This window comes from Amycolatopsis mongoliensis (assembly GCF_030285665.1).
In the GTDB taxonomy this organism is placed as follows: domain Bacteria; phylum Actinomycetota; class Actinomycetes; order Mycobacteriales; family Pseudonocardiaceae; genus Amycolatopsis; species Amycolatopsis mongoliensis.
This window is the reverse complement of sequence record NZ_CP127295.1, coordinates 4568123-4591512: the sequence shown is the minus strand read 5'-3', so window position 1 is coordinate 4591512 and position 23390 is coordinate 4568123. Positions and strand designations below refer to the sequence as shown.

19 protein-coding genes and 1 pseudogene are annotated in these 23390 nt (G+C 72.1%); 8 read left to right on the top strand and 12 right to left on the bottom strand.

Annotated elements, in window-relative coordinates; all coding sequences use genetic code 11:
* The first annotated feature begins 52 nt into the window (after positions 1–52).
* On the top strand, positions 53–484 hold the full coding sequence (locus tag QRX60_RS22415) for an organic hydroperoxide resistance protein (RefSeq protein WP_286002720.1): 432 nt from the start codon (positions 53–55) through the stop codon (positions 482–484).
* A gap of 63 nt (positions 485–547) precedes the next feature.
* On the opposite strand, the gene QRX60_RS22410 is transcribed toward QRX60_RS22415, so the two are convergent.
* Both QRX60_RS22410 and QRX60_RS22405 read right to left on the bottom strand, forming a co-directional pair.
* Positions 548–1576 (bottom strand): alpha/beta fold hydrolase, encoded by a 1029-nt coding sequence (locus QRX60_RS22410; RefSeq protein ID WP_286002719.1) that lies wholly within the window; start codon positions 1574–1576, stop codon positions 548–550.
* 92 nt (positions 1577–1668) lie between these two features.
* Positions 1669–4503, bottom strand: a complete 2835-nt coding sequence (locus tag QRX60_RS22405) for an AAA family ATPase (protein WP_286002718.1) — start codon at positions 4501–4503, stop codon at positions 1669–1671.
* A gap of 149 nt (positions 4504–4652) precedes the next feature.
* On the opposite strand from QRX60_RS22405, the gene QRX60_RS22400 reads away from it, so the two are divergent.
* A complete protein-coding gene (locus QRX60_RS22400; protein WP_286002717.1) occupies positions 4653–6167 on the top strand; it encodes a tannase/feruloyl esterase family alpha/beta hydrolase in 1515 nt (504 codons plus the stop codon).
* Between the two features lie 173 nt (positions 6168–6340).
* Positions 6341–7405, top strand: coding sequence for an aldo/keto reductase (locus QRX60_RS22395; RefSeq protein WP_286002716.1), 1065 nt, complete (start codon positions 6341–6343; stop codon positions 7403–7405).
* Positions 7406–7444: 39 nt separating this feature from the next.
* Here QRX60_RS22395 and QRX60_RS22390 read toward each other — a convergent pair whose 3' ends face one another.
* The 3 genes from QRX60_RS22390 to QRX60_RS22380 are packed head-to-tail and all read right to left on the bottom strand — an operon-like array spanning position 7445 to position 10478.
* Positions 7445–8659 carry a metal-dependent hydrolase family protein gene (locus QRX60_RS22390; RefSeq protein ID WP_286002715.1) on the bottom strand — a complete coding sequence of 405 codons (1215 nt, stop codon included), beginning with the start codon at positions 8657–8659 and terminating at the stop codon, positions 7445–7447.
* The gene (locus QRX60_RS22385; RefSeq protein ID WP_286002714.1) at positions 8656–9090 is read right to left on the bottom strand and encodes a GAF domain-containing protein; all 435 of its coding nucleotides are present in this window, start codon (positions 9088–9090) and stop codon (positions 8656–8658) included. Before QRX60_RS22385 ends, QRX60_RS22390 begins: the two co-directional genes overlap by 4 nt.
* Positions 9087–10478 (bottom strand): MFS transporter, encoded by a 1392-nt coding sequence (locus QRX60_RS22380; RefSeq protein WP_286002713.1) that lies wholly within the window; start codon positions 10476–10478, stop codon positions 9087–9089. The genes QRX60_RS22385 and QRX60_RS22380 overlap by 4 nt, the downstream gene beginning before the upstream one ends.
* A gap of 130 nt (positions 10479–10608) precedes the next feature.
* Between QRX60_RS22380 and QRX60_RS22375 the strand changes: the two genes are divergently transcribed.
* From QRX60_RS22375 to QRX60_RS22360, 4 genes and pseudogenes are all read left to right on the top strand, one after another.
* The gene (locus tag QRX60_RS22375) at positions 10609–11484 is read left to right on the top strand and encodes a MurR/RpiR family transcriptional regulator (RefSeq protein ID WP_286002712.1); all 876 of its coding nucleotides are present in this window, start codon (positions 10609–10611) and stop codon (positions 11482–11484) included.
* Positions 11485–11868: 384 nt separating this feature from the next.
* Positions 11869–12807: an RNA polymerase subunit sigma-70 gene (locus tag QRX60_RS22370; protein WP_286002711.1), complete on the top strand. Its 939-nt coding sequence runs from the start codon at positions 11869–11871 to the stop codon at positions 12805–12807.
* Complete coding sequence (locus QRX60_RS22365; protein ID WP_286002710.1) at positions 12804–12968, top strand: hypothetical protein; 165 nt, start codon at positions 12804–12806, stop codon at positions 12966–12968. The genes QRX60_RS22370 and QRX60_RS22365 overlap by 4 nt, the downstream gene beginning before the upstream one ends.
* A 109-nt stretch (positions 12969–13077) precedes the next feature.
* Positions 13078–13530, top strand: a pseudogene (locus QRX60_RS22360) (aspartate racemase/maleate isomerase family protein); the annotation flags it as partial.
* On the opposite strand, the gene QRX60_RS22355 reads toward QRX60_RS22360, so the two are convergent.
* Complete coding sequence (locus QRX60_RS22355) at positions 13527–14246, bottom strand: ANTAR domain-containing response regulator (protein ID WP_286003671.1); 720 nt, start codon at positions 14244–14246, stop codon at positions 13527–13529. The pseudogene QRX60_RS22360 and the gene QRX60_RS22355 overlap by 4 nt on opposite strands.
* 203 nt (positions 14247–14449) lie before the next feature.
* Between QRX60_RS22355 and QRX60_RS22350 the strand changes: the two genes are divergently transcribed.
* Positions 14450–14725 carry a hypothetical protein gene (locus QRX60_RS22350; RefSeq protein ID WP_286002709.1) on the top strand — a complete coding sequence of 92 codons (276 nt, stop codon included), beginning with the start codon at positions 14450–14452 and terminating at the stop codon, positions 14723–14725.
* A gap of 181 nt (positions 14726–14906) precedes the next feature.
* Here the strand turns inward: QRX60_RS22350 and QRX60_RS22345 are convergent, their stop codons facing one another.
* From QRX60_RS22345 to QRX60_RS22320, 6 genes are read right to left on the bottom strand one after another with little or no spacing between them, the layout of a single operon-like run.
* Positions 14907–16868, bottom strand: a complete 1962-nt coding sequence (locus QRX60_RS22345) for an RICIN domain-containing protein (protein ID WP_286002708.1) — start codon at positions 16866–16868, stop codon at positions 14907–14909.
* A gap of 34 nt (positions 16869–16902) precedes the next feature.
* Complete coding sequence (locus tag QRX60_RS22340) at positions 16903–18657, bottom strand: glycoside hydrolase family 35 protein (protein WP_286002707.1); 1755 nt, start codon at positions 18655–18657, stop codon at positions 16903–16905.
* Positions 18650–20188, bottom strand: coding sequence for an alpha-N-arabinofuranosidase (locus QRX60_RS22335; protein WP_286002706.1), 1539 nt, complete (start codon positions 20186–20188; stop codon positions 18650–18652). Before QRX60_RS22335 ends, QRX60_RS22340 begins: the two co-directional genes overlap by 8 nt.
* Positions 20189–20192: 4 nt before the next feature.
* Complete coding sequence (locus QRX60_RS22330; RefSeq protein WP_286002705.1) at positions 20193–21530, bottom strand: ABC transporter substrate-binding protein; 1338 nt, start codon at positions 21528–21530, stop codon at positions 20193–20195.
* Between the two features lie 29 nt (positions 21531–21559).
* Complete coding sequence (locus QRX60_RS22325; protein WP_286002704.1) at positions 21560–22423, bottom strand: carbohydrate ABC transporter permease; 864 nt, start codon at positions 22421–22423, stop codon at positions 21560–21562.
* 1 nt (position 22424) lies between these two features.
* Entirely contained in the window at positions 22425–23354 is a 930-nt protein-coding gene (locus QRX60_RS22320) for a carbohydrate ABC transporter permease (protein ID WP_286002703.1), read from the bottom strand.
* Between the last annotated feature and the right edge of the window lie 36 nt (positions 23355–23390).

Genomic DNA, 23390 nt, shown 5'->3' with positions numbered 1-23390 from the left:
CGGCCCCTTCCGGATTCCTAGCGTGGTGACCTCACCCGCCGAAAGGAAGAACATGTCCGAAGTGACCTACACCGCCGTCGCCACCTCCACCGCGGAGGGCCGCAACGGCGGCCGCGCGACCTCCGACGACGGCGCGCTCGACGTCACCCTCGCCGTGCCCAAGGCCTTCGGCGGCGCGGGCGACGGGACGAACCCGGAGCAGCTGTTCGCGGCGGGCTGGGCGTCGTGCTTCGTCGGCGCGGTGCGCCGGGTCGCGGGCGCGAAGAAGGTGCCGCTGAACGATCTCGCGGTCGTCGCCGAAGTCACCCTGCACCACGACACCGAGGCGGGCGAGTTCGGGTTGAGCGCGGTGCTGCACCTGGAGGCGTCGGGTATCGACCAGGCCACGGCCGACGACCTGGTCGCCGGCGCGCACCAGGTGTGCCCGTACTCGAAGGCGACCCGCGGCAACATCGAAGTCACCCTCGACGCCACGGTCGCCTGAGCACCGGCGCAAGTCTCGTGAGTGTTCAGGGCGGTTAGAACCGCCCTGAACACTCACGACGGTTTACCGGCGGGCGGCGTCCAGGATCGCCTGGGCGAACGGGCGTGGGGCTTCCTGCGGGACGTTGTGCCCGATGCCGTCGAGGATCCGGTGTTCGTACTTGCCGGTGTACTTCGCGCGGTAGGCCTTGCCGTCCTTGGCAGCGCCGTCGAAGTCGCTGGCGATCGTGATCGCCGGGACCGTGATCGCCGGGCCGGTCGCGAGTTTCCGTTCGTACTCCTCGTACTGCGGCTCGCCCGGGGCGAGGCCCAGGCGCCAGCGGTAGTTGTGGATGACGATGTCGACGTGGTCGGGGTTGTCGAACGCCGCCGCGCTGCGGTCGTAGGTCGCGTCGTCGAAGTGCCACGCCGGGGAGGCCGTCTTCCAGATCAGCTTGTTGAAGTCGTGGCGGTTGGCCGCGTAGCCGGCGCGGCCGCGCTCGGTCGCGAAGTAGTACTGGTACCACCAGCCGAGTTCGGCCTGCGGCGCCAGGGGTTTCTGGTTCGCCACCAGGTTCGTGACGAGGTAGCCGCTCACCGCGACGACGGCTTGGCAGCGTTCCGGGAAGAGCGCGGCGATGATGCCGGCCGTCCGCGAACCCCAGTCGTAGCCGCCGAGGACCGCCTTGTCGATCTTGAGCGCGTCCATCAGGGCGACGACGTCGAGGGCGACCGCCGCCTGCTGCCCGTTGCGGACGGTCTGCGCCGACTTGAACGTCGTCGGGCCGTAGCCGCGCAGGAACGGGACGATCACCCGGTGGCCGGCCGCGGCCAGGATCGGCGCGACGTCGGCGTAGCTGTACGGGTCGTACGGCCAGCCGTGCAGCAGCACGACCGGCTGCCCGCCGGCCGGCCCGAACTCGGCGTAGGCCATGGTCAGCACCCCGGCGTCGGCGTGCTTGAGCTCGCCGAGCGACGTGTGCTCGCCGGAGCCGGCGCGCAGGTCAGGGGTCGTGGACACGGCGGGTGCGGCGGCCTCCGACGAGCAGGCGGCCAAGGACGTCGCCGCCAGTCCCGCCGCGAACGCCTGCCCGAACCTTCTCCTGCTGATCATCTTGGCTCCTGTGCGAAAGACCGTGGGACTTTCACGACGTTAGAGCCGGTCCGGTGATCTTCGCGCCCGTCAGGTGACGCAGCCGGTGTAAGTCACCCTTCCAGGGTCTTCAAGATCCCGGCGAGGTCGGCGCGGGAGCTCACGCCCAGCTTGGGGAAGATCCGGTGCAGGTGGGTGCCGACGGTCCGGTGCGAAAGGTACAGCCGCTGCCCGATCTCCCGGTTGGTCAGCCCGTCGGCGGCCAGCTGCGCGATGCTCAGCTCGTGCGGGGTCAGCTTCTCCCGCGCGTCCGGCCCGCGGTTCGGGCTCGACTCCCCGGCGCTGCGCAGCTCGCGCCGCGCCCGCTCGGCCCAGGCCGTCATGCCCAGGGCGTCGAACGTCTCGCGGGCGGTGCGCAGGTGCGTCCGTGATTCGACGACCCGCCGCTGCCGCCGCAGCCACTCGCCGAACGCCAGGTGGACGCGGCCGCGTTCGGCGGGCCAGCCGGTGAGATCGGCCCGCAGTGCCTCGGCGAACCGCTCGTCGGCCGGGTCGAGCACGGCACGGGCGTACCTCAGCCCGACGTGCAGCGCGGGCGACGGCGTGCCTTTCGCCAGCGGCTCCAGCTCGGCGAGGATGTCGCGCATCGCGTCGGTCTGCCCGGCGCGCACCGCGGCCTCGGTGAGCTCGGCGACGCAGTACGCGCGCAGGGCCAGCTGGTAGGCGGGGTCGGCCGGGTCGAGCAGTCTCCGCAGGTCGGCGAAGGCGTCCTCGAAGCGGCCTTCGCTCAGCGCGGTGAGGCCGCGCGTGAGCTGGACGGTGGCGAGCACCGGCCGGGCGCCCGCGGCGAGCCCGGCGCGTTCGGCCTCGTCGGCCAGCGTCTTCGCTTGCCGGTGTTCGCCGCGCAGGGCGGCGATCTCGGCCTGGACGGCCGTGGCCAGGCCGTACATGAACGGCTGGCCGGTCTCCCGGGCGAACCGCGCGGCTTCGGCGGCGACCGGCACGGCCGCGGCGAGGTCGCCGAGCCGGACGCGGCTCCACGCCTGGACGGCCAGCGCCCGCGGCAGCGGCCCGAGGCGGCCCTGGGCCCGCAGCCCGGGCGCGGCGGCCGCGGAGAACCGGGCGGCGAGGTCGAAGGCGCCGACCTGCAGGGCGGCGCTGCCCAGGTATCGGTCGACCTCGGGATCGGCGCCGGTGGCCCCGGCCAGCTTCTTGAGCCGGGCTAGGACGACTTCGCCGCGCTCGAACGGCGCGACATAGGCGGTGACGGCCACGACGCGCGGGTCATCGGCCGGGACCGGCAGCCGGTCGGCGACGTCGAGCAGGGCCTTCCGGGCCGCGCCGCCGGGTTCGGTCCAGAAGCACCGCATGGCGGCGCTCCAGAGGATCCGCAGGGCGGCGGCGGTTTCCCCGTCGGCGGCGACGGCCTCCGCGGTGACCGCGAGTTCGGCCACCCGGGCGGGGTCTTCACGAAGGCCGTCTTCGAACTCGCTGAGCAGCCGGCTCGCGGTGGCCCGGTGGCTCTTGCCGACCGGTTTCGCCGCGTGCACCAGGCGTTCGGCGGTCTCGCGCCGCCCGGAGTCGACGGCCAGCTCGGCGGCTTTCAGCAGCCGTTCGGTCCGGTGCTCGGGACGTTCGCTCAGCCGCGCGGCCTGTTCGAGCGCGGCGATGGCGGCGGCGGCCCCGCCCCGGTAGCGCGCCCGGTCGGCGGTGCGGTCGAGTTCGCCGGCGACGGTCTCGTCGGGCCCGGCGGTCGCGGCGGCTCGGTGCCAGGCACGCCGGTCGGGCTGGTCGTGGAGGGCTTCGGCGAGGGCGAGATGGACGCGCCGCCGTTCGGTGGGGGTGGCGGCCGCGGGGATGGCCGAGCGCATGAGCGGGTGGCGGAAGGTGACGGCTCCGGCGGAGAGTTCGACGAGCCGCGCTTCTACTGCGGGAGCAAGGATTTCAGGCTCGACGCGGAGGCAAGGGGCGGACGGGCGATCGTGGGGCGGGAGCCCGGATTCCGGCCCGGCACCGCTGCCCGGCACCGGCTCCGCGCCGAGCATCCCGCCCAGCCGAGCATCACCACCCGAGGCCGGCACCCCGCCCTCGTCCGCGCCCAGGAGCGCGCCCGTCGCCGTCAAGGTCTCGGCCAGCGAAGTCGTCTCGTTCAGCGCCGCCACCAGCAGCGCCGTCCGCGTCGCCGGCGGCAGGCCCGTCACCCGGGCCGTGAACGTCCGTTCCAGGCGTTCCGTCAGCGGCAGCACCGGGTCGAGCCCGTCGAGGTCCGCCAGTCCCAGCGGCAGCTCCGTCAACGCCAGCGGATGGCCCGCCGCCTCCGTCAGCAGCCGCGTGCGGACCGCGGGGGCCAGGCGCGGCGCGACCGCGTCCAGCAGGTCCGCCGCCTCGTCCGGCCCCAGCCGGTCCAGGACCATCGGCGCCAGCCCGGCATCGAGCAGCGGGGACGAGGCGCCGTCCCGGAGCGTCGCCACCAGGACGATCGGCTCGGTCTCGATCCGCCTCGCCACGAACGCCAGGACGTCCGCGCTCGCGCGATCCAGCCAGTGCACGTCTTCGGCCACCAGCAGCAACGGCTTCGCGGCCGCTTCCTCCGCCAGCAGCGTCAGCGTGGCGAGCCCGACCAGGTACGCGCCGGGTTCGGCGCCGGCCGCCAGCCCCAGCGCGGTCCGCAGCGCGTCCCGCTGCGGCGCCGGCAGCTCCGCCACGCCCGCCCGGACAGGGTGCAGCAGCTGGTGCAGCCCGGCGTACGCGAGGTTCCGCTCGGCTTCGGCCCCGGTCGTCCGCAGCACGCGCAGCCCGGCGACCGACGCCGCGGCCGCCGTCTCGGCCACCAGCGCCGACTTCCCGATGCCCGCCTCGCCCCGGAGGACGACGCCGCTGCGGTCCTCGGGACCGTCGACGAGCTCGCCCAGCTCCTTCAGCTCGGCTTCCCGCCCGTGCAGCGCCATGGAACCGACCTTACCCAACGCCCGTTTCCGCAGCTCACGGCCGAGTGACGTACACCGGCAGCGTCATCCGACGGGCGCGGGCACCGCACCCCGCCGCCTAGCTTCGGCAGCGCCATGTCCACATCGGACGAAAGCGACCAGAGGAACCGATGAGACGCATCCCCCAGTTCTTGGCGGCCGCCGTGCCGCTGCTGCTGACCGGCCTGGTGCCGCTCGCACCGAGCGCCGCGGCCGCGACACCGGCCTGCGCCGCCGTCTCGGTGCCCGCCCCGGCCGGCGCGAAGATCGAGTCGGTCACCGCCGAACACGAAACCGCGTACTGCCGGCTCACCGTCACGCTGACCCACTCCGGCACCGACCACGTCAAGGTCGCCGTCGCCCTGCCCGACACCGGCTGGACCGGGCGGCTGCAGGCCCTCGGCGGCAGCGCCTACGCCGCCGGGAACTTCGACGGGCTCGCCCAGGCCGTCAAGGACGGCTACACCGCCGTGACGACCGACGCGGGCGTGTCCCTGAACGGGCTCGACACGTCGTGGGCGGTGACCGCCGACGGCACCGTCGACCGGACGCTCTTGACCAACTTCGCCACCCGTGCGGTGCACGAAGAAGCCCTCATCGGAAAGGCCGTCACGCAGCGGTACTACCACCGCCCGGTGGTGTACTCGTACTGGACCGGCTGCTCGACCGGCGGCCGGCAGGGCTACTCCGAAGCCCAGAAGTACCCCGGCGACTTCGACGGCATCCTGGCCGACGCGCCGGCCGTCGACTGGACGCAGTTCGCCGTCGCGACGCTGTGGCCGCAGATCGTCATGAACCAGAGCCACGACTTCCCCAGCACCTGCGTGCTTTCGGCGTTCCGGGCGGCCGCGGTCCATGCGTGCGACGCGCGTGACGGCGTCACCAACGGCATCGTCGACCGGCCGGACGAATGCGGTTACGACCCGCGCAGCCTGGTCGGCACGAAGGTGGTCTGCGACGGCCACGAGTTCACCGTCACGGCGGCGGACGCCGAGGTCATGCGCAAGATCTGGGCGGGCCCGACCGACGAGCGCGGCCGCCGGCTGTGGGCCGGGCTCCCCAAGGGCGCGGACTACACCTGGCTGGCCGGCACGAAGGCCGGTGACGACGGGACGCTCTTCGCGCCGGGCTTCCCGGTGGCCGTCCATTGGGTGCAGTCGTTCCTGGAGAAGCAGCCCGGCTTCGACACCTCGAAGCTGACGTACGGCCAGTTCGCCGACCTGTTCCGCCAGTCGGTGCGGGAGTACGACGACGTCATCGGCACGTCCGACCCGGACCTGTCGGCGTTCCGCCGCGCCGGCGGCAAGCTGATCACGTTCGTGGGCGCGAACGACCAGCTGATCCCGCCGGGCGGCACGCTGTCCTACCGCAAGCAGGTCGAGCGGACGATGGGCGGTGCGCAGCGGGTGAACGACTTCTACCGGTTGTTCCTCGCGCCGGGCGTCGAGCACTGCTTCGGAGGCGGCGGCCCGGAGCCGACGAACGCGCTCGGGCAGCTGGTCGACTGGGTCGAGCACGGCAAGGCCCCGGCCACGCTCGCGGCGGCATCCGCCGACGGGAAGACCCGGAACCTGTGCCCGCTCCCGTCGGTCTCGCGCTACACGGGCGGCGACCCGGCGACGGCGTCGAGCTACCGCTGCCGCTGACCCCCAGCGCCCCAATGTGGCGTTCGGTGCGTCCCACGCACCGAACGCCACATTGGGTGCGTGAGACGCAACCAACGCCACATTGGGGCGCTCCCGGACTGGACTTGCAGGTCCAAAAAACGCGAGGCACGCTGACGAGGTCCCCTGATTTTCCCTGTCACAGGAGCACTTCCATGCCTCTCGACCAGTACTACCTCCTCGGCCGCTCGGGGCTGCGCGTCAGCCGGCTCGCGCTCGGGACCATGAACTTCGGCACCGGCGGGTTCCACGCCGCCTACGGGAAGACCGAGGACGAGGTCCGGCCGATCTTCCGCAAGTACCTCGACGAGGGCGGCAACTTCCTCGACACCGCGGACTTCTACACCGCGGGCGAGAGCGAGACCATCCTCGGCCGGCTCGTCACCGAGGCGAACGTGCGCGAGCGCGTCGTGCTCACCACGAAGTTCACCAACAGCGTCGACCCCGGCGACCCCAATGCGGGCGGCAACGGCCGCAAGCACCTGGTCCGCGCGCTCGAAGCGTCGCTGCGGCGGCTGGGCACGGACTACGTCGACCTCTTCCTGCTGCACACGTGGGACCGGCTCACCCCGGTCGAGGAGGTCGTGCACACGCTCGACGACCTCGTCCGCGCCGGCAAGATCCGGTACGCGGGCCTGTCGGACGTCCCGGCCTGGTACGCGGCGCGCGCCCAGAGCATCGCCGAGGCGCACTCACTCACGCCGATGATCAACCTCCAGCTGCCGTATTCCCTGGTGCAGCGCGAAATCGAGACCGAGCACGTCCCGATGGGCCGGCACCTCGGCCTCGGCGTCACGGCGTGGAGCCCGCTGGCCGGCGGCTTCCTCACCGGCAAGTACCGCGACGGCGGCGCGGGCCGGCTCAGCGACGCGCAGACGTGGACCGAACGCGACTGGCAGCTGCTCAAGCCCCTGGAAGAGGTCGCGGGCAAGCTGGGCGTCACGATGGCCCAGGTGGCGATCAACTGGGTCGCGACCCAGCCGGGCATCGCGTCGGCGATCGTCGGGGCGAGCAGCGCCGAGCAGCTGGGCAAGAGCATGGCCGCGCTGGACTTCGAGATCCCGCTCGAGCTTCGCGCGCAGCTCGACGAAGCGAGCGCGGTGCCGCCGGCGTCGGTGTACCGGATGTTCACGGCCCAGTACCAGAACTGGATCGTCACGCCGGACACGAAGGTGGGCGACAAGCCGGACGGCTACGCGCCCGCCGTGCGGAACTGGTGAACGGGGGCGGAGCGGCACCCGCCGCTCCGCGCACCCCGGTCAGCCGGAAACCACCTCGCCGCCCTGGATGACGTGGCGGAAGTGCTTCGGCTCCGCCAGCACCCCGAGGTCCGCCAGCGGATCCCCGTCCACCACCAGCAGGTCCGCGTGCGCACCCACGGCCAGCGTCCCGATCTCGCCGGTCAGGTTCAGCAGCTCGGCCGCCGTCGACGTCGCCGAGCGGATCACCTCCAGAGGTGACTGGACTTCGCCGCGCAGGCGGAACTCGTGGTTCTGGTGCCGGTGCATCCCGCCCAGCAGATCCGTTCCGTACACCAGCTTCACGCCGCCACGAGCCGCGCGCTCCAGTGCCGCCATGCCCGCGCCGAGGACCTCGTCGACCTTGCGCCAGCTCGACTCAGGCAGCCCGTGCTCGCGGCCCTCCTCCTTCAGTGCCCAGTACGTCACCAGCGTCGGCACCAGGAACGCCTCCTGCGAAAGGAACAGCGAAACGCTGCGGTCGTCGAGCAGGTTGCCGTGCTCGATCGACCGCACGCCCAGCTCCAGCGCCCGGTTCACCGCGCGGGCGGTGTACGCGTGCGCGGCCACATAACGGTTCGCCGCTTCGGCCTCCTCGACGATCGCGCTCAGCTCCTCCGCCGAGTACTGCGTCGAGTCGATGCGGTCGGTCGGGGACGCCACGCCGCCCGACGCCATCACCTTGATGTGGTGGGCGCCCTTGCGCAGCTCGTCACGGGCGGCCGCGCGGACCGCGTCGACGCCGTCGGCCACCCGGCCGAGGCCCGCGCAGCACGGGTGGTCGTCCTTCGCGTGCGTGCCGCGGGTGCGGCTGTCGCCGTGCCCGCCGGTCTGGCTCAGCGCCCGCCCGCAGAACAGCAGCCGCGGCCCGCGGAACAGCCCCTCGGCCTGGGCGTCCGCGAGGCCGTAGTCGGCGCCCGACGCGTCGCGGACCGTGGTGAACCCGCGGTCGAGCATCCGGCCCATCGTGCGGGCCGCGTGCACGGCCACGTAGGACGGTGACGACGACGGCAGCGAGCCCAGGTCCGCCGTCGACGCCGTGACGTGCACGTGCGCGTCGACCAGCCCGGGCAGGACGACCGCGCCCCGGACGTCCACCGAAGGCATGTCGGCCGCCGTGAGGCCCGGCCCCACCTCCACGATGCGGCCGTCGGCACTCCGCAGGTCACCTTCGGTGTACTCCCCGGAAACGGGGTCGAGCAGCCGGGCGTTGCGCAGCAGCAGGGATCCGGTCACCGGTTCTCCTTCTCCAGGTCGAGCAGGGCGGACACGGCCAGCGGCGCGAGCGATTCGGCCACCACCACCGCATCGTCGTCGTAGGCGCCTTCCGCGTCGAGGATGTTGAGCACCCCGAGCGTCCGGCCGTCGGCGATCACCGGCACGTTGATGATCGAGCCGCAGCCGAGCCCTTCGATCAGGTCGTGGTCGGCGAAGATCTCGCGCACGGCCGCGCGGTCCGGCCCCAGGTAGGGCTGCTGTGCGGTGATGCACTTCTCGAGCCAGCCGGCGGCGACTTCGACGGTCTTCTCCCCGCCCACCGGGTACTCCGCCGGGTGGCTGCTGTGCACCCGTCGCAGCGCCTTTCGCTCCGGCACCCACGCGAGCACGGTGAACAGCCGCACGCCGATCGCGTCGCGCACCCGTTCCTCCACAGTGGACAGACTCACTTCGTCATCTCCTTCGCGGCGGCCTTGGGCGCGCCGTGTTCGGTCAGTTCTTCCAGGGACCGCCCGGCGGTGGACAGGCCGAAGACGAGCACGCAGAGCACGCCCGCCGCGAGGACCGCCGTGGTCAGGCCGAAGACGCCGGCGAACCCGAGGCTCGCCGCGGACAGGCCGATGATCGTCGGTGCGAGGATGCTGCCGACCCGGCCGAACGCGCTGGACAGGCCGGTGCCGCTGGCGCGGATCCAGGTCGGGAACACCTCGGGCGTGTAGGAGTACACGCCGGCGTAGGTGCCGTTGAGGAAGAACGACAGCACCGCCCCGGCGAGCGTGATCGACCACGGCGCGCTCGTCTGGCTCAGCCAGAACGCGCTCACCGCCGAGCCGGCGAGGTACAGCGCGATGGTGTGCTTGCGGTCGAGCCGTTCGGACAGCCACGCGGCGGAGAAGTACCCGGGCACCTGGGCCAGGTAGATGATGATCGAGAACTCGAAGCTCTTCGTCACGGTGATGCCGCGTTCGACGAGCAGCGTCGGGATCCACGAGAAGAAGCCGTAGTAGGAGAACGTGATCACGAACCAGACGGTCCAGATCACCGCCGTCCGGCGCCGCATCGCGGGGCTCCACAGGAACTTCAGCGCGCTGAAGAGGTTGACCTTCGGCGTCTCGGTGGCGGGCTGGGCGTCGGCGGGCGGCACCGGCGGGAGCGTCGTGCCGGTGGCCTTCTCGACGTCGCGCTCCATCTTGGCGACGACGCTTTCGGCTTCGGCGGACCGCCCCTGCGCGAGCAGGAACCGCGGCGACTCGGGCAGCGACCGCCGCCACCACAGCAGCATGACGATCGGCAGCGCGGTGACGAGCTGCGCGATCCGCCAGCCTTCGTCGAACGACGGCACGACGAACCGGCCGATCAGCGCCGCCGCCACGAACCCGAAGGAGAAGAACCCGGCGAGCGCGCCGACGAACCAGCCGCGTCGCTTGGCCGGCACGAACTCGGACAGGAACGGCGCGATGATGGCGCTTTCCGCGCCGGCGCCCGCCCCGGCGAGCACCCGGGCGCCGAGGAAGATCTCGTAGTTGGGCGAGAACGACGCGATGACCGAGAACAGCGCGTAGAAGGCCAGCGCGTACATCATGACCTTCTTGCGGCCGATGCGGTCGCCGAGCAGCCCCGCGGCGATCGCGCCGAAGAGGAAGCCGAACGGCGTCGCGGAGCCGATCAGCCCGAGCTGGCCGTTGTCGAGGCCCCACGCCGCCTTGGCGCTGGGCAGCAGGAAGGCGACGACCGCCGAGTCCATGCCGTCGAAGGTGTAGCCGAGCCCGCCGATGAGCAGCAGTTTGTAGTGGGGCCGGCTCAGCGGGAGCCGATCCAGTCGTGCCAGCAGGGTCATGGGGGAACGCCTTCCGTGTCCGGGCGCCGGGGAGTGCGGACAACGTATACTGCACTTTCTTAGTTTTGCAACGTTCATTGCAATCCGACTTCCCTGCGTTACGGTCTACGCGATCCGAGGAGGGGCCGAAGTGACGGAGACCGACGACGGTTTCGAGGCGTGGCTGCGGGACCGGCTGCCCGAACGCGGACTGCGGCCGAAGTCCGCCGCGGTGCTGGAAGTGCTGGTCTCCCAGCCGAGGCGGGCCTCGTTCGGCTCGACGGCCGAGCTGGCGCAGCTCGCCGGCGTCAACGTCGCGACCGTGACGCGCACGGCGCAGGCGCTGGGCTTCGCCGGCTGGCCGGCGTTGCAGCAGGAGCTGCGGGCCCGGTACATGTCGTCGCTGAGCGCGCCGCAGGTGGCCGAGGAGCACCGCGGCGTCGACTCACCGGGGTCGGCGTCGCTGCGCCGGGACCTCGACAGCCTGGCCCTGCTGAACCGGCGGTTCGACGAAGAGGTGCTCCGCGAGGTCGCCCGCGCGGTCGCCGCGGCGCGCCGGACGCTGGTGATCGCGGACGGCAGCTACGCGGCGGTCGGCATCGCCTTCGCGCACAACGCGCGTCTCGCGGGCTACGACGTCCACGCGGTGACGGCGGGCGACGCGGAACTGGCGAACCAGACGGCGAAACTGACCTCGGACGACGTGCTGGTGGCGATCAGCTTCTGGCGCCTGTACGAGAGCACGGTCCTGGCGGCGAGCGAGGCGAAAAGCCGCGGCGCGCGGGTGTTCGCGGTGACGGACGCGGCCAGCCCGGCCCTGGCGGGCGCGGTGGAGCAGGTGCTGATGGTGCCGGCGGAGGGCGTGACGTTCTTCCCGTCACTGACCGCGGGCATGGCGCTGGTCCAGGCGATCGTGGCGCAGCTGGCGGCGGTCGACCCGGCGCGGACGAGCGAGTCGATCGAGGCCGCGGAGGCGATGTGGTCGCGGTTCGACCTCCTGCACCGCCGCCCGTCCACCCCCTCGTGAGTGGTTAGGGCGGTTCTAACCGCCCTAACCACTCACGACAAACTCGCACCGAGCCCTCGGCGGGTCGCCGCTCAGCGGGGGGTACGCCAGCGCGAAGGCCGCGATCCGGTACCTGCGCGCGTACGCCGCCGACGAGTCGGAACGCGCCGGGCTCGGCCTCCGGTTCGCCACGCTCCTGCCGCAGCTGACCCCGCTCACCGGCCTCGGCTCGACCGGTGTCGACGGCTACGCCGCGCGAAACGGGGTCGACCGCGACACGTTCGTCAAGAACATGGAGTCGGTCCTGACGCCGGAGCAGGTCGCCAAGGCCGTCCTCGAGGTGGTTGCCGGCGACGCGGCGGAATACCAGGTCAGCGGCACCGGGCTGCGTACGCTCTGACTGCCATGCCCGACTTCGCCACCGAGACCGCGCCGTTCCGGGCCGAGCTGCTCGCGCACTGCTACCGCCTGCTCGGCTCGATCCACGACGCCGAGGACCTGGTGCAGGAGACGTACCTGCGGGCGTGGCGTGCCTTCGGCGGGTTCGAGGGCCGGTCTTCGGTCCGGCGCTGGCTGTACAAGATCGCCACCACGACCTGCCTGACGGCGCTGGAAACCCGGGCCCGGCGGCCGCTGCCGTCGGGGCTGGGGGCGCCGGCCGACGACCACCGGGTGGCCGTCGCGGCCGCGGACCCGTCGGTGCCGTGGCTCCAGCCGATCCCGGACGCGCTGCTCGACCCGGCGGCCGTCGTGGCCGGACGCGCCGGCGTGCGGCTCGCGTTCATCGCCGCGCTGCAGCTCCTGCCCGCCCGGCAGCGGGCCGTGCTGACCCTGCGCGACGTGCTGGCGTTCCGCACCGGCGAGGTCGCCGAGATGCTCGGCACGACACCCGCGGCGGTCGACAGCGCGCTGCGGCGGGCCCGCGGCCGGCTCGCCGAGGCGGGCCCGGTGGAGGCGGACCTGGCGGAGCCGGCCGGGCAGGGTCCCCTGCTCGACCGGTACGTGGACGCGTTCGTCCGCGCCGACCCGGGCGCGCTGGTGATGTTGCTGCGCGCCGACGTCGAGCTGGAGATGCCCCCGATCCCGACGTGGTTCACCGGCCGGGACGCGGTGGCCGGGTTCTTGGGCCGCCGTGTGCTGCGCGCGGGAGCCTGGCGGCTGGTCCCGACGCGCGCGAACGGCCAGCCCGCCCTGCTCGAGTACTCGGCTGCCGGTGACGGCCGGTTCGAGGCCCACGGCGTCCAGGTGCTGACGCTGACGGGCGCCCGGATCGCGCGGATCACGGCGTTCAACGACCCGACGCTGGTCCCGGTGTTCGCAGCGCCCGTCATGCTGGGGTCATGACTCGCATCGACCTCCTCTACCCGACCCGCGACTGCGGCGAAGACGACTTCGCCGCGCTGTGCGCCCGGCTCGGCGCGGACCTCGACTTCGCCTACGTGGAGTGGGGCGCGGGCATCGGGCGCGTCGACGACCTGGACCCCGCGGGCAAGACGGCCGCGTGACCTCGGGTCGCCCGAGCGCCTCACGAAGGCCGCGGACGGGTTCGCCGCGACCCCGGACGTCGTCAGCTGGGCCTGCTCCAGCTGCAGCTTCACCCGCGGCCTCGAGGGCGCCCGTGAGCAGGCCGAAGCGCTGACCGCACACCTCGGCGTCCCCGCGGGCAGCACGTCCCTGGCCTATCTGGGCGCGCTCGCCCGGCTGAGCCTCGACCGGGTCGCCCTCGCGTCCGTCTACCACCCGGACCTGACCGCGGTCTTCGCCGGCTTCCTCGCCGAAGCGGGCGTGACGACGGTGCACTCGGTCTCGGCCGACGCGGCGTCCGACCGCGCCCTCGCCGCGTGGGACGGGCGGAAGATCACCGAGCTCGCCGTCGCGGCCGATCACGACGGCGCGCAGGCGGTGCTCGTCCCCGAAACCGCGCTCCACACCACGCCGTTGCTCGCCGGGCTGGAGGACCGGCTCGGCAAGCCCGTGCTGACCGCCACCGCCGTCACGGTCCGGGACGCGCTGGACCGAGCCGGCGCGGCACCGGAGCGAGCCGGGCTCGGCGCGCTCTTCGGCTAGGACCGCCCGTCGCCGGCCGAGCTCATCCTCTTCGTGAAGCGCGCCGCGACGTCGCGCAGCTTCGTGTTCGTGTGCTGCGATTCGACGATCAGCCGCTGCATCGCCGTGTCCTCGTTGGCCCGGTGGATCAGCATGAGCATGCCCTTGGCCTGCTCGATCACCGCGCGCGTCTCCATCGCGTTCCGGAGCTCGTCGGCGAGCCGGCGGGCCTCGCGGTAGCGGCGGGTCAGCCGCAGGACGGTTTCCACGCACAACGTGAACAGCCGCAGCACCTTCGTGTCGAACTCGTGGTAGCCGTGGGCGCCGAAGCCGAACAGCGTGATCGCGCCGACGAGCGTGTCGTCCACGCGCAGCGGCACCGCCAGGTAGCTGCCCACGCCGAGTTCCTTGGCCGCGCGGACGAACTCGGGCCACCGCTCGCCCGTGTCCCCGACCGCGACCCGCACGACCTCGCCGGTGAGCGCCGCGAGCAGGCCGGGACCGTCGCCCGCCGCGTACTGCACGTCGTCGATGCGCCGGGCGCGCTCGTCGGTGAAGGCCGCGGTCTGGGTCACGCCGTCGCGGACCACCACGATGCTCGCCAGGTCCGCGTCGGGCACCACCCGGACCGCCTCGCCGCAGACGGCGTCGAGCAGGCCCGGCGTGTCGGACACCGATTCGAGGACTCCGACGAGGTCCGCCAGCACGGCGTTCAGCTCGTCGACCCGCTCCGCCATGCCGTCGCCAGTGGTCGGCACAGCCCCACCCCTCCCATGCGTCAAGTGGCGAGCAAGGGGAAGGAGCTCGCCAGCAGCGTCAACCAAGACCACCGCTGGCGTTTCAACGGGTCCGCGGGAATTCTAGCGGCCGCCGGAGCCGAGTTTGATGCCGCTCCCGGCGGGTACGCGGGCGGGCACAGGGGGCAGGTGAGGAGGCCGTCATGGCCGAACAGGAAAACCACCACGGCTGGGCACCGGACGTGGCGGGCGACGACCCGACCGCGGCCGAGGCCGGCGACAAGGCCCGAGCGGCGAGCGGCGGCGACCCGGGCGGCTCCGGAGACCACTCGACGGGCGGGACGCTGTCCCCGACCGGCATGGAGCCGGACTCGGGTGACAGCCACCGCAAGGGCGGCGAGGAGATCGCGGCCGGCAAGGGCGGCGAGGCCGAGGGCCACAAGGGCGTGTCGCAGCGCCCGTACGGCACGACGGACTGAGCAGCCCCCGGTTTCCACGCTAGCGGCAGGCACCGACAAATCTCGGCGCCTGCCGCGCGTGACGCCCGGCTTGTCCCCAGTGCCGGTCAAGCGCCCCAATGTGGCGTTGGTTGCGTCCCACGCACCCAATGTGGCGTTCGGTGCGTCTGACGCACCGAACGCCACATTGGGGCGCTGGGGGTCAGCGGGCGACGGCCTGCCAGCGCTGGTTCGGCCCGTTCGTCGGCCGGTACAGGCCGATGCGGGCGCCGTCGTCGCGGGACTCGCCGGTGACGTCCAGCAGCTGCCCGTCCGCCGCGTTGACGAACGTCCACGTCCCGTCGCCCGTCGTCGACACCGTCCACTGCGCGGCCGCGTCCGAGGTCCCCGGCGGTGCCAGCGTCACCGCTCCGCCGGCCGTGCTGAGCACCTGGCCCGTGCCGGCGTTGGTCACGGTGAACCGGTCGCGGTTGCCGTAGCGGCCCGTGCGGTCGGTCAGCGTCCAGCGCTGCGCGGCCGCCGATGCGTCCGTCGTGCGCTGGACCAGCGAACCGCCCTCCGCCGACAGCGACTTGCCGCTCTGGACGCCGGTGAAGGTGAACGGCTTGCCCGAGCCCAGCCCCGTGCCCGCGGCCGTCGACGAGACGCCGTCGACGAGGAAGGTCGTCACCGACCGCGCCGGGACCCGCAGGGTGGCGTGGGCCGACGTCACCCGGACCGCCTTGCCGCGGCGAAGCGCACCGGTGACGTCGGTGACGACCGGCGTCACCGAGGCGCCGGGCCGGACGCACCCGAACCCGGACAGGTCCAGCGTGACGTCCTGCTCCGCCGTGCCCGGGTTGACGTGGACCACCGAGGACAGGTCGTCCCCGCGCATCGCGGCCGTCGAAGCGGTGTCGTTCGACGCGATCAGCCGGTCACCCGGCCGGATGTAGTGGGTGAAGTTCCGCATCGTGTCGAACTTCGTGTTCGTCCGAATAGGACAGTCGGAAGTCGTGCAGTCGAAAGGAACCTGGATCTCGCCCCAGTTCATCCCGGCCGCGCTCTCCCCGCCGGGCTTCATGTTGTCGTAGTCCTCGATCGGCTGCCAGCTCACCCACGCGCTCGGTTCCAGCAGCCTCAGGTCGTCGGTGATCTGGCCGGCCAGCCCGAGCCCCGGGTCCATGCTGGTGAAGTCCTGCCGGTCCAGCCAGCTACCGCCGACCTCGCTCATCCACAGCGGCTTCGACGCGCCTTTCGCGATGTCACGCGGGATCGGCCGGTTGCCGGTGCCGTAGGTGTGCACGTTCAGCCGCCCCGCCGCCGACCGCGCCGCGGCGGACCAGCCCGCCCAGTCCGCGGCGAAGATGTCCGGGTTGGTTTCGTCCGGTGCGGAAACCACCTTCCCGGGCAGCGCCGCGGCCATCGCCGGGATCAGCTGCGACTGGACGGACGGCCCGACGTGCGCCCCCTCCTGCCGCCCGCCGACCGGGTTCCCGTCGGCGCCGAGCGTCGTCTTCCAGTAGTTCGTGTTCGGCTCGTTCAGCGGGTCCACCGACGAGAACCGGATCCCGTGCACCCGCTCCAAGGTGCGCACCACCTGCGCCAGGTACGCCGTGAAGTCGCCGATCTTGTCGGGCCGCAGCTGCTCGTCGGTGGCGGTGAAGCCGCCGGAGACGTACCCCGACACGGTCTGGAAGTACGGCGGCGAGTTGCTGAACGCCTCCCACTTCGTGACGCGGTTCTTGATGCGGTCCACCCACCAGCGCTGGTTCGGGTCCGCGGCGGCATCGAACTCGGCGGGGTCGCCGGGTGTCCACCAGTCCTTGTCGGCGCGGGTGGTCCCGGCCGGCGCCTTCCACCAGCCCGGCACGGCCCCGCCCGGACGCAGGTACGCCGGGACGTCCGGGGCGTTGCCGCCGCCGATGTTGAACCGGGCGATGTTCAGGTTCAGCCCGTCGGCGCCGAAGACCAGGTCGGCCAGCCGGTTCCGCACCGCGTCGGGGTAGCCGCCGGTCGCCTCGGCCATCCACGCCAGGCTCGAGCCCCAGCCCTCGAACGGCTGCTGGCGGTAGGCGGGGTCGGGCTTCACGGTCACCGCGGTGGCCGCGGAAGCCGGTGCCACGGTGATCCCGGCCGCGGCCAGGGGTACCGCGAGGACGGTCAGGAAACGCCGCAGGTTCATCGTCGAACTGCCCTTCGTTCCGGTGGGGACTTGCTCAGGCCTCGGTGTGTCCCAGCAGCGGCCGCGGCACGAACCGGGCCGCCGGGTCGAGCATCGTGCCCAGTTCGAGCACGACGAGTTCGTTGGCGCCCGCGCGGACGACCGGGCGCGGCACGTACAGCGTCCGCTGCGGCCCGCGCCGCCAGTACCGGCCGAGCGGGAACCCGTTGAGCCACGCGAGGCCCTTGCCCCACTCCCCGGTGTCGAGGAAGAGGTCGGCGGAGGCGTCCACCTCGACTTCGGCGCGCAGCAGCACCGGCCCGGCGACCGGGCCGGTGACCGCCGACGGGGCCGCCGGCCGCAACGCCGGCAACGCGTCGAGATCGAGCGGCAGCACGTCCCAGCCCGCGAGCGGCTCGCCGTGCAGCGACGCGCCGCCGATGATGCCTTTCGCCTCGCCGATCCGGGGGCCGTAGTCGACCCGGCCCTGGTCCTCGACCAGCACCAGCAGCTCGCCGTGCGCCCGCGGCAGCGCGAGCGCGCGGTCGTGGTGCTCCCGCAGCAGGGTGCCCACCGGATCGCCGTCGAAGAACACCGTCGCGCGGTCGCGGACCTCGCCGAACGCCAGGACGCCCGGCCGGTCGCCCGAGACGGTCGTGCGCAGCAGGGCGAGCCGCGGCATCGGCGTCAGGTCGTCGAACGCGGGCAGTTCCTCGTGGAACTCCCAGGTGCCCCAGCGGTCCGGGGCGTCGAGCAGCCGGACGGGGTCGCGCAGCACCGACTCGGGGGCCGGCGCGGGCCGGGCCGGCGGCGGCACCGAATCCGGCACCTTGTGGTAGCGGGCGATCACGTCGCGGAAGGCGTGGTACTTCGGCGTCGGGTCCCCGGCTTCGTCCAGCGGCGCGTCGTAGTCGTACGACGTGACGAGCGGCTGGTAGACGCCCTTGTCGTTCGCGCCGCTGGTGAGCCCGAAGTTGGTGCCGCCGTGGAACATGTACAGGTTGACCGACGCGCCCGCGGCGAGCAGCGCGTCGAGCTCGGCCGCCGCGTCCGCGGCCGAGGTCGTGTGGTGGTGCGCACCCCAGTGGTCGAACCAGCCGTTCCAGAACTCGCTGCACATCAGCGGCCCGGTGGGCTGGTGGGCCCGCAGGATCGCGAGCCGGGCCTCGGTGCCCGACCCGAACGACGCCGTGCGGTGCAGCCCCTCGAGGCTGCCCGCCTCGAGCATCTCCGGCGTCGGCTGGTCCACCGTGGTCAGCGGCACGGTGACCCCGCACGCGCGGGTGTGCTCGGCCAGCGCCCGCAGGTACCGCTTGTCGTCGCCGAACGCGCCGTACTCGTTTTCGATCTGGACCAGCAGCACCGGCCCGCCGCGGTCGACCTGGTGCGGGACGACGACTTCGTAGACCCGCGCGAGGTATTCGCGCACCGCGTCGAGGTAGCGCGGCTCGTACCGGCGGACCCCGACCGAGGGATCGCGGAACAGCCACGCCGGCAGGCCGCCGTTGTCCCACTCCGCGCAGATGTACGGGCCGGGCCGGACGATCGCGTGCATCCCGGCGTCGGCGACGAGCCGCAGGAACCGGTCGAGGTCGAGCCCGCCGGAGAGGTCGAACGTGCCGGGCTCGGGGGCGTGCGCGTTCCACGGGACGTACGTCTCGATGGTGTTCAGGCCCATCCGCCGGGCCTTGTCGATCCGGTCGGCCCACAGGTCCGGGTGCACCCGGAAGTAGTGCAGCGCCCCGGACAGGATCCGGAACGGCCGGCCGTCGAGCAGGAAGTCGGTCTCCCCGATCACGAACTCAGGCATGGCCGCCCGCCTCCGGGCACAGCTGGAGCGCGGTCCAGGACAAGGGTGGCAGTGTCACGGTGATGGTCGTCCCCCCTGGGTCGGACGTCGCGGCGGCGCCGGGCAAGGGCACCGGCCGGACCGGTTGTGAGTCGGCGGTGTTGACGGTGTGCCGCGTCCCGCCGTCGGGTGTGGTCAGGGTTTCGGCGGCGTACACGCCGTACCGCGCGCCGCGCAGGCGCAGCCGGACTTCGGTCGGCGACGCCGTGGCCCGGTTGGTGAGGAACACGGCGCCGCGTCCGGATTCCTCGACCGTCGCGGCGACGTCGACGAGGTCGACTTCGCCGTGCTGCGCGGTGCGCAGGCGCTCGCCTTCGACGGTCAGGCGCAGGCTCACCCCGCCGGCCAGCGTGGCGACCTGGCGGAACGGGTGGAACGTCGGCTGCCGCCACGCCGGGCCGCCGGGTTCGGTGCGGATCGGCGCGATGACGTTGACCAGCTGGGCCTGGTTCGCCATGGTGACCCGGTCGACGTTGCGCAGCAGCGAACTCAGCAGCGAGCCGACGACGACGGCGTCGGTGACCGTGTAGGTGTCCTCGATGATCCGCGGGTGCTCCCGCCAGCCGCCCTCGGCGAGCCGCGCCTGGTCGACCTCGTTCCAGCGGCGCAGGTCCCAGACGTTCCACTCGTCGACGCTGATCCCGATCCGCTTGTCGAGCCCCAGTTCGGCGAGGGTCTCGTCGATGATCCCGGCCGTCGTCCCGATGTAGCGGTCGAGCGCGGCCGAGCTGGCCAGGTAGCTGTCGGTGTCCCCGTGCAGCTCCTGGTAGTAGGCGTGCAGCGAGATGTGGTCGACGAGCGCCGCGGTGTGGCGCAGCACCGTGCGCTCCCACGAGCCGAACGTCGGCATCCCCGCGTGGGAGCTGCCCGCGACGACGAGCTCGACGCCCGGGTCGATCATCCGCATGACCCGGGCGGTCTCCGCGGCGAGGCGGCCGTACTCGTCGGCGGTCTTGTGGCCGATCTGCCACGGGCCGTCCATCTCGTTGCCCAGGCACCACAGCTTGAAGCCGAACGGGCGGTCGGCGCCGTTCGCGCGCCGCCGCTCGCTCAGTTCCGTGCCGCCGGGGTGGTTGCAGTACTCCAGGACGTCGGCGGCTTCCTGGATGCCGCGGGTGCCGAGGTTGACGGCGTACATCACCTCGGCACCCGCGGCTTCGGCCCACGCGACGAACTCGTGCAGGCCGAAGCGGTTGGACTCCACGCTGTGCCAGGCGGGGTCGAGCCGGACCGGGCGCTCCGGCCCGACGCCGTCCTCCCAGCGGTAGCCGGAGACGAAGTTCCCGCCGGGGTAGCGGATCACGGTCGGCCCGAGCTCGCGGACCAGCTCCAGCACGTCGCCGCGGAAACCGCGTTCGTCCGAAGTGGAGTGACCGGGTTCGTGGATCCCGGTGTACACGGCCCGGCCCATGTGCTCGACGAACGAGCCGAACAGGCGACGCGGGACCGGGCCGATCACCTCGCCCGCGTCGCCCTCGATGTCGGCACTCACGCGCTCAACCCGCGCTGACCGTGAAGCCCTGCTGGTTGCCGTAGTCGACGAGCGCCTGCTGCCAGGCCGTCAGCCCGGCGTCGAGCCCGGTGCCGTTGAGGTACGCCTTGCCGACGGTGTCGCTGAAGACGCTGTTGGCGTAGGTCTGGTACGGCAGGTAGGTCCAGCCCTTCGCGACGTCCTTCGACGCCTGGGTCAGCACCTGGTTGATCTTCTGCCCGCCGAAGTACGGCACGGCCTCGTCGACGAACGCCGGCGACGTCAGGTCGGCGGTGGTGGCCGGGAAGCCGCCGCTCTCGATGAACGGCTTGACGCCGTTGCCGTGGTTGAGCCAGCGCACGAACGCCGCGGCCAGCGCCGGGTTGCCGCTCTGCTTGAGCACGGACTGCGTGCTGCCGCCGTTCTCCGCGGTGACCGGCTGCCCGTCGTAGGTCGGCATCGGCGCGACGGCCCACTTCCCGGCGCCGCCGGGGACCGAGGACTTGAAGTTGCCGGGCATCCAGGCGCCGGTGACCAGGGTGGAGATGGTGCCGTCGCCGAGCGCGCGGAACCAGTCGTCGGACCACTCCTTGATCGGGGCGAGCAGCTTGCCCTGGATCAGCTGGTCCCAGGTCGACGTCCACTTCTTGGTACCGGCGTCGGCCAGGTTGATCTTGACGTTGCGGCCGTCGGCGCTGAACGGGCGCCCGCCCGCCTGCCAGATCATGCTCAGCGCGAACCCGGGGTCACCGGTGTCGGAGGTGATGTACTTGGTGGGGTCGGCCGCGTGCAGCTTCTTGGCCGCCGCGAGGTACTCGTCCCACGTCTTCGGCACGGCGATGCCGTTCTTGTCGAAGACTTCCTTGTTGTAGAACAGCGCCATCGGCCCGGAGTCCTGCGGCAGGCCGTAGGTGCCGTTGTTCACGCGAACACTCGACCACGTCGAGGCGCTGAAGTCCTTTTCGAACGCGCCGAAGCCGTACTGGTCGAGGTTGACCAGCGAATCGGTCAGCGCGAACTGCGGGAGCGCGTAGTACTCGATCTGCACGACGTCCGGCCCGCCGGTGCCGGCCTTGATCGCGTTCTGGAGCTTGGTGTACTCCTCCTTGTTCGTCCCCGCGTTGACGTAGTTCACCTTGACGTTCGGGTATTCCTTCTCGAACGCGGCGACCTGGTCCTTGGCCGACGGGGTCCAGCTCCAGTACGTGATCGTGCCGCCCGCCTTGAGCGCGGCGTCGACGGAGTCCTGGCTGCCGGTGGCGGCGGCGGGTCCGGACGGGCTCCCGGACGAGCAGCCGACCGCGAGGGCGGCGGCGAGCGCCACGGCGGCGAACGCCTTGGCGCGACTGCGGATGCGTGACATCGAGTGTCCCTTCACGACGGTGTGACGGCTCATTGCTTGACGCTCCCCGCGCTCAGCCCCGATTGCCAGAACCGTTGCATGAGCAGGAAAGCGATGACGAGGGGAATGATCGTGAGCAGCGACCCGGTGAGCACCAGGTTGAAGATCGGGCGCGCGCCGGCGCCGTTCGCCTGCGCGCTCCACTGGTTGAGCCCGACGGTCAGCGGGTACCACTTCGGTTCGCTGAGCATGATCAGCGGCAGGAAGTAGTTGTTCCAGGTCTGCACCATCGTGAACAGCGCGACCGTGACGATCCCGGGCACCAGCTGGCGCAGCGTCACGGTGAGGAAGATCCGGATCTCCCCCGCGCCGTCGATCCGCGCCGCCTCCAGGAGCTCGTCGGGGATCGCGTCGGCGGCGTACACCCAGATCAGGTAGAGCCCGAACGGGCTGATCAGCGACGGGATGATGACCGACAGCGGCGTGTTGGTCAGCCCGAGCTTGCTGAACAGCAGGAACGTCGGCACGGCGAGCGCGGTGCCGGGCACGGCCACCGCGCCGAGGACGACGGCGAAGACCGCCCGCCGGCCGGGGAAGCGGTACTTGGCCAGCCCGTAGCCCGCCGCGGTGGCGAGGATCGTCGCCCCGCCGGCGCCGACCACGACGTAGAGCACCGTGTTCCCGAGCCAGCGGAAGAAGATCCCGCCGTCGTAGGTGAACGTCTGCCCGATGTTGTCGAACAGCGCGAACGGGCCGCCGAACGCCAGCCCCGACGAGGAGAACAGCGCGGGCTGGGTCTTGGTCGCGTTGATCACCAGCCACACCAGCGGAACCAGGGTGTAGACCAGGTACAGCGCCATGACCGCCGTGAGCACGCGCGACTTGCTGGGGCGCGTCACCGAAAACGTGGCCACGTCACATCCCCTTCCGGGTGCCGCGCAGCTGCACGACGTAGGCGATGACCGCGGTGATCACGCCCATCACGATCGCGACCGTGGCGGAGTAGTTGTACTGCTGGCCGCCGAAGGAGAGGTTGTAGGCGTACATGTTCGGCGTGTAGAAGGTGCCGATCACGTTCGGCGCCAGCGTGCGCATGATGTTCGGCTCGTTGAACAGCTGGAAGCTGCCGATGATCGAGAAGATCGTCGCGATCACGATCGAGCCGCGCAGTGCGGGCAGCTTGACGCTGGCGATCGTGCGGAACGCACCGGCGCCGTCGATCGACGCCGCTTCGTACAGCTCCTTCGGGATCACCTTCAACGCCGAGTAGAAGATGAGCATGTTGTAGCCCACGAACTCCCAGGTGACGACGTTGCCGATCGAGGCGAGCATCCAGTGGTCCGACAGCGGCTTCACGGCGTCGGTGCCGAGCAGGTGGTTGAGGTCCGCCGCGAGGCCGAAGTGGTCGCCGTACATGAAGCCCCACATCAGGGCGGCGACCACGGCGGGCACGGCGTACGGCAGGAAGATCACGACCCGGAAGAACCCGGCCGCGTGCAGCCGGGCGCTGTCGATGGCCAGCGCCGCGACCAGCGCCAGCAGCAGCATGATCGGCACCTGCACGACGAGGAAGAGCAGGACCCGGAGGAAGGACTCCCAGAACTTCGCGTCGCGCAGGACCTGCGCGTAGTTGTCGGCGCCGACGAACACCGTGCCGCCGAAGAACGCCTGGTCGCGGAACAGGCTGAGGCCGAACGCGTAGATGATCGGCGCCAGGAAGGTGAGCGCGAAGACCAGGACGAACGGGGCGACGAAGAGCCAGCCGCGCCACTGCCGCCGCGAACGGCGGGCCGGGGTCGCCCGGCGGGGCGGCGCCGGGACCGGCGGGGCCGCTGTGGACGTCATCGTCCCTCCGGTGGATCGCGAGATGTTTACGTCAAC

What these genes read in the sequence shown, in the direction of transcription:
- QRX60_RS22415 (WP_286002720.1), top strand. Translation starts at nt 53, where the DNA reads ATGTCCGAAGTGACCTACACCGCCGTCGCCACCTCCACCGCGGAGGGC.
- QRX60_RS22410 (WP_286002719.1), bottom strand. Translation starts at nt 1,576, where the DNA reads ATGATCAGCAGGAGAAGGTTCGGGCAGGCGTTCGCGGCGGGACTGGCG.
- QRX60_RS22405 (WP_286002718.1), bottom strand. Translation starts at nt 4,503, where the DNA reads ATGGCGCTGCACGGGCGGGAAGCCGAGCTGAAGGAGCTGGGCGAGCTC.
- QRX60_RS22400 (WP_286002717.1), top strand. Translation starts at nt 4,653, where the DNA reads ATGAGACGCATCCCCCAGTTCTTGGCGGCCGCCGTGCCGCTGCTGCTG.
- QRX60_RS22395 (WP_286002716.1), top strand. Translation starts at nt 6,341, where the DNA reads ATGCCTCTCGACCAGTACTACCTCCTCGGCCGCTCGGGGCTGCGCGTC.
- QRX60_RS22380 (WP_286002713.1), bottom strand. Translation starts at nt 10,478, where the DNA reads ATGACCCTGCTGGCACGACTGGATCGGCTCCCGCTGAGCCGGCCCCAC.
- QRX60_RS22370 (WP_286002711.1), top strand. Translation starts at nt 11,869, where the DNA reads ATGCCCGACTTCGCCACCGAGACCGCGCCGTTCCGGGCCGAGCTGCTC.
- QRX60_RS22365 (WP_286002710.1), top strand. Translation starts at nt 12,804, where the DNA reads ATGACTCGCATCGACCTCCTCTACCCGACCCGCGACTGCGGCGAAGAC.
- QRX60_RS22355 (WP_286003671.1), bottom strand. Translation starts at nt 14,246, where the DNA reads ATGGCGGAGCGGGTCGACGAGCTGAACGCCGTGCTGGCGGACCTCGTC.
- QRX60_RS22350 (WP_286002709.1), top strand. Translation starts at nt 14,450, where the DNA reads ATGGCCGAACAGGAAAACCACCACGGCTGGGCACCGGACGTGGCGGGC.
- QRX60_RS22345 (WP_286002708.1), bottom strand. Translation starts at nt 16,868, where the DNA reads ATGAACCTGCGGCGTTTCCTGACCGTCCTCGCGGTACCCCTGGCCGCG.
- QRX60_RS22340 (WP_286002707.1), bottom strand. Translation starts at nt 18,657, where the DNA reads ATGCCTGAGTTCGTGATCGGGGAGACCGACTTCCTGCTCGACGGCCGG.
- QRX60_RS22330 (WP_286002705.1), bottom strand. Translation starts at nt 21,530, where the DNA reads ATGTCACGCATCCGCAGTCGCGCCAAGGCGTTCGCCGCCGTGGCGCTC.
- QRX60_RS22320 (WP_286002703.1), bottom strand. Translation starts at nt 23,354, where the DNA reads ATGACGTCCACAGCGGCCCCGCCGGTCCCGGCGCCGCCCCGCCGGGCG.